The sequence below is a fragment of the Caballeronia sp. LZ029 genome, assembly GCF_031451275.1.
Classification (GTDB): domain Bacteria; phylum Pseudomonadota; class Gammaproteobacteria; order Burkholderiales; family Burkholderiaceae; genus Caballeronia; species Caballeronia jiangsuensis.
This window is the reverse complement of sequence record NZ_JARUXO010000088.1, coordinates 1-304: the sequence shown is the minus strand read 5'-3', so window position 1 is coordinate 304 and position 304 is coordinate 1. Positions and strand designations below refer to the sequence as shown.

Annotated in this window: 1 protein-coding gene; it reads right to left on the bottom strand. The window is 66.8% G+C overall.

Annotated elements, in window-relative coordinates:
• Nucleotides 1–297, bottom strand: a 297-nt coding sequence (locus QCE73_RS34180) for an epoxide hydrolase N-terminal domain-containing protein (RefSeq protein WP_404989847.1), incomplete at its 3' end; no start/stop codon positions are given.
• Between the last annotated feature and the right edge of the window lie 7 nt (nucleotides 298–304).

Here is a 304-nt window from a genome sequence, read left to right as displayed (position 1 = left end):
ATGCGCGAGGCTTTGCATCGTCGCGAGTTGCACGCCCTGGGTGTCGTCCGGCACCGTTTCGCGGCTGGGCCATTTGGTCGCCTTCACGCGCCGTCTGAGCTCCGCGAGCTGCGCTTCCGGCGCATGCACGCGCAAGGTCCGTATTGCGGTCTTGTCGCTGCCGGGCGGTCGGGACGTGGTGCTGATCGCGGTATCGGCGAGGACGAATCCGCTTGCGGAACCGGCAGCCGCCGCGGCCACGGCCGTTTGCATGAAGCGCCGACGTGACGACGCGTCGACTTGAGTACTGTCTGCCATGTCATTC